Genomic DNA, 4,487 nt, shown 5'->3' on the forward strand with positions numbered 1-4,487 from the left:
AATACAGCAACGGCTACCGTTAGTGCCGCAGACGTAGGCATGAAATGGGGCCAGGGTAACATGAAGCAGGGAATGCCGTGGGAAGACTATGTAGGGACTTCGTTACCAGCGGATGCCCGCCTGCCACCGAACTTTAAAACGTTTGACTATTAATGATGGCGCAACCAAAACCGCAGTGAGTGCGAAATCAATGGATACGCAGACGATGGCGAAGCTGGCTAATCCAAATCAGGTTTACAGTTCGATTAAGGGAAATATTGATGCGGCGGCTAAGTTTAAAGAGTATGCACTCGCTGGCCGAGAATTAACTCCATCAATGATTTCTAACAGAGAGATACAACTCGCTGTTCCTGCTAATACGACTAAAACCCAGTGGACAGAAATAAATCGGGCTATTGAATATGGCCAAACTCAGGGTATAAAAGTAACGGTAACGCAGGTGAAATGATGAAATTTAATAAAGATCAGGACTATTGGGCTAATACCTTTGTTACAAATGAATTTTTGAATGTTGAAACTTATTCAGGATTAGGTATGACAGGAAGAGATCCCCTGTTTCCATCCCATTTATTACTGCCTGATGTAGATGATAAAAGCCTGGGGAAGGCGATCTTACAAGCATTGTCTGACAGCCGGATATTAACCGAGCTTGCAGAACGTGTGGAGTTTTTTGATCTTGAGAAAGGTAAAGAAAAATATGCAGTCTGGATAGCTATATTGATGGAAAAATATGGATATAAAACCAAACGTGCACTGTTTAAAAATATGAAAAAATATGGCATCCATCTAGTAAATAATATTATTACCATCCGCCCTTCATTTCATGAAAAACTGGAAGCCTGGTGGAGTAGTGATAGGATCAGTGAATCTGATTATGTGGTGTTTTCGGCAGACAGTTCCCCAGCCGAAATCGGTGCAGGGCTGCGGTTGGCACTCAGTCGCTGCAAAGGCTAATTAGAAATCCCGCCCTCATCTGGCGGAATTTTCACCTTTATAATCAGTTAATTTCGTACTTTAAAAGTCTTAGCGACTACATCTGATAAATGGTAATGACAACAGCACTTGAATAAGATGAACGGGTGCAGGCAGGATGCCACGGCGGGGCGGTAGCGTGTCCGGGGGACAAAGATGCGTCGGGGCAAAAATTTACCACTACTGAAATGCACAGACGAAAATTGATTGTAAGATGCTGATTTAAAAAAGTAAAAAGTGCATGCACTCACAACAATTTCGTCGAAAAAAGTTGTTGTTGAGAATAACTTACTCACTAAAGGCGAACCGGCATTATTAGCCAAAAAGCTAAGTGACTGTCTTGCCGCCGGTGGCAGCCACGCAGCCTGTCAGATAGCGGTACAGAAAGAAATGAACGCGCGCTCCAATGCCAATAAGGAAGCGTTGGGCCTAGCGATGCAGAGCGGCGATCAGGGGGCAGCGCAGGCATTACTGGATGGCAAAGCGGATGACGGAGAATACGCCGCACTGCGACAAGCCGGTGTCGACCCGGAACTTATCAATACCAGCCGTGACACGGGAGCCATTACAGCGCAAGAGTGGCTGAACTCATGCCAGGGTTTGAGTTGGTCGGTGTGTGCGAATGCCAAAGGCAATGAGCAGACCGGTTCAGGGCTAGGCTGGCTGGGACTGGGAGTTGGTACAATGCCAGCAGGGGAGGTTGGGTCCACTGTAATAAATAGTAACTCTGGAGCGGGTAGTGCAATTAATGCAGCTAGGCTCAATATGCAAATGGTGGCTGAGCAGGCAGCGAGAGCGAGGGCGCCAACCAATATTACAGGTTATTCAAACCATGCTTTAGAGCAAATTGCAGGGCGGGATGGCGGAATTGGCGTTAGCCAGTCTGCACTGACTAACGCCTGGTCTAATCCTCTAAAGATCGAATATGTTCCTTCAAAGTACGGTCCAACATTCAGGTATACGGGGACTGACGCAGTCATTGTGGTCAATGTGGAAGGTAAGGTTGTTACCGGTTGGGCTAAGTCATCTTCGGGGACGGGAAAATGAAAAACGTCTTAACTAGTGCACAATGGCAGCTCTTATTAGAGTTGTGCAGCTTGGCCGGAGAGTTCCAATTGTCTCTGGCTGAAAAATTATTTTATGGGACTATATCGTCAGATGAGATAGGTGAGCTCTGCGAGTTAATTTCTAATGAATTTCTAATGAATGGCATAGAAGAAAATTTTGAGCCGAACAGTTATGGTCGAGAACTTGAGGCGCTTATGGATGTGGTGAATAGAAGGCGCTTGCTCTAAGGCGAAACTGAATCTACCCAAATTTGACGGACACACTGTTGAGTAATGTCTTCGCGGGCGGGATGTATCGCTCAGTGCGGGGGATGCCCTGTCGCTGAGCGCCGCGCAGAACGAACAGCGCGTCACCGGTAGCAGCAGCGGCTCCCACGCCGGGGTAGGTGTGGGTTTTGGGCTAGGGGGCAATCAGAACGGTTTTACCATCGAGCTTTCCGCCAGCGGACAGCACTCGACGGAAAACGGCGCTACGCTGACCCACCAGAACAGCCACGTCACGGCGTCTAACTCACTGACGCTGACCAGCGGCGGCGGCAACTTAACCGTCAGCAGCGTGCAGGACACCGCCACCTACAACAGTAAAAGCACCAGCGCCGGTATCAATATCAGCATCTGCGTGCCGCCCATCTGCCTGGGACAGGCCGTGGCAGGCAACGCCAACCTCAGCCAGCAGATCCTGAACAATCACTACGCCTTGGTTGCCGAGCAAAGTGGCATAAAAGCCGGCAGCGGCGGTTATCACATTATCGTCAAGGATCACACCCAGCTTGACGGCGGAGTGATTGCCTCGACGGCGCCGGCGGATAAAAACCAGCTACAAACCGGCATCCTGGGGTGGCGCGATATCGCCAATGTCTCGGATTATCAAGGTTCGGGATATGCGGTCGGGGTCTCCACCAGCAGCATTCCCACGGGGATACGCAGACCGCCAACGGCAGTGTCAAGGACGGTTTTAACAAGGATAAGGTCACCGACCGGCTGGAGATCCAGCGCCCAGGCGATGGGCATGCTGCAGCAAAAACTCCAAAGCGATGCGCAAACGCGCATCATCACCAAATACGCAGCCCTGGGCTACACCCCCGAGCAGATCACGCGGGCGATCGCCAACGACCCGGCCTATCAAGCGATAGTTAAAGATTACAGCATCGGCGGCAAGTACTGGACGATGAGTGCGTCGTTCACCAGCGCGCTGGCCGGTCTGATGGGCGGTAATGTCCAAGGTGCGGCGGTGGGTGCGGTCGCGCCTTACCTGGCCAATCTGGTCAAACAGATTAGCGCCGAAGATGAGCCGCTACGGGTGGTATTGCACACCGCACTGGGCGCATTTTTGGCAGCCGCACAAGGCGGCAACGCGACGGCAGGCGCCGCGGGCGCGCTGGCCAGCGCAGCCTCTGCGAGTACCGCCGAAAAGCTGGCCCGCCTGATATTCAACAGTGGCCCGAACGACACACTCACGGAAGACCAAAAACAGGTCATCGATAACTTAGTGGTGATAGCGGGTTCAGTAGCCGGGGGCGTGGTTGGCGGTGGATTGTCCGGGGTGGGCAGCGGGGCCAATACGGCGAAGAATGAGGTGGAGAATAACTCGCTGAGTGATATTGCGCAGGCGCAGTCTGAAGGTAAGGCGCTGGAGCAGAAGGCGGGTGAGTACGTTGAGGCCGAAAACGAGCGCTATAGAAAGGCAAACTGCGGCGGAATGAGCGCCGAAGCCTGCTCGGTCAAGATGTACACGGAACGGCGTGAAGCGTTGAAAGAAACGGCGTTAACAGGTGCTGATTTTGTGCCTGTTGTAGGTGATATCAAAAGTTTTGCTGAAGCACAGTCAGCTCTTGATTACGTTGCGGCTGCTATTGGACTGATCCCGGGTGTAGGTGATGCGGCAGGTAAGGCGATTAAGACAGCAGAAACGGCGCTTAAAAAAGGGGGATGTGGCTGAAGCGTCAAGATTAATAAAGAGAGCCAGTAGCGACATTTCAGCTACCAGCTCCTTGCAAGGTGCAAAAGGCGTTGTTGAATAAATCGAAATGTAGTCATTTTGATGTGTGCTTATGGAACATGGTAATCTGTAACTGATTGATTTTAAGTTAATCTAATCTGAATAATTAAACGATTTTCTGATCAAAACCGATTTATTCAACAACGCCTCTTGTATTCACAATCAGCGGCGTATTGCTCTTTATCGGTGCACCGGGTGAGCGTCATTATATTGGTATCAAAGCATTATGGATAAATCAGTGAAAGAAATAGCGGTGGCGTTTCATTACGTTGTGAAACGCTTCTAAGAATTATGATTTGCTCCACATGGCCCGGATGACGTTTAACCTCGGTAGAGGTTGACGCTATTACAGTGCGTCAATGAAAACATCTCCCACACCTCATGATCTGTTGTTCAAGAAATTTTTTAGCGATATCAGTGTTGTGACCGATTTTTTGGAAATACATCTG

Annotated in this window: 4 protein-coding genes and 2 pseudogenes; all 6 read left to right on the forward strand. The window is 50.0% G+C overall.

The window, feature by feature from the left end:
- Window positions 1-448 (forward strand): annotated as a pseudogene (locus SJI19_RS24260) (hypothetical protein); the annotation flags it as partial.
- The gene (locus SJI19_RS24265; protein WP_323480806.1) at window positions 448-954 is read left to right on the forward strand and encodes a contact-dependent growth inhibition system immunity protein; all 507 of its coding nucleotides are present in this window, start codon (window positions 448-450) and stop codon (window positions 952-954) included. The pseudogene SJI19_RS24260 and the gene SJI19_RS24265, both read left to right, overlap by 1 nt.
- Window positions 955-1,209: 255 nt before the next feature.
- Window positions 1,210-2,019: a hypothetical protein gene (locus SJI19_RS24270; protein ID WP_323480804.1), complete on the forward strand. Its 810-nt coding sequence runs from the start codon at window positions 1,210-1,212 to the stop codon at window positions 2,017-2,019.
- Complete coding sequence (locus SJI19_RS24275) at window positions 2,016-2,267, forward strand: hypothetical protein (protein WP_323480805.1); 252 nt, start codon at window positions 2,016-2,018, stop codon at window positions 2,265-2,267. Before SJI19_RS24270 ends, SJI19_RS24275 begins: the two co-directional genes overlap by 4 nt.
- 70 nt (window positions 2,268-2,337) lie before the next feature.
- Window positions 2,338-2,622 (forward strand): annotated as a pseudogene (locus SJI19_RS24280) (hemagglutinin repeat-containing protein); the annotation flags it as partial.
- Between the two features lie 621 nt (window positions 2,623-3,243).
- Window positions 3,244-3,978, forward strand: coding sequence for a VENN motif pre-toxin domain-containing protein (locus SJI19_RS24285; RefSeq protein ID WP_323480807.1), 735 nt, complete (start codon window positions 3,244-3,246; stop codon window positions 3,976-3,978).
- The last annotated feature ends 509 nt before the right edge of the window (window positions 3,979-4,487 follow it).

It is taken from the genome of Acerihabitans sp. TG2 (assembly GCF_035013185.1).
GTDB lineage: Bacteria > Pseudomonadota > Gammaproteobacteria > Enterobacterales > Enterobacteriaceae > Acerihabitans.

What these genes read in the sequence shown, in the direction of transcription:
- SJI19_RS24275 (WP_323480805.1), top strand. Translation starts at nt 2,016, where the DNA reads ATGAAAAACGTCTTAACTAGTGCACAATGGCAGCTCTTATTAGAGTTG.
- SJI19_RS24265 (WP_323480806.1), top strand. Translation starts at nt 448, where the DNA reads ATGAAATTTAATAAAGATCAGGACTATTGGGCTAATACCTTTGTTACA.
- SJI19_RS24285 (WP_323480807.1), top strand. Translation starts at nt 3,244, where the DNA reads ATGGGCGGTAATGTCCAAGGTGCGGCGGTGGGTGCGGTCGCGCCTTAC.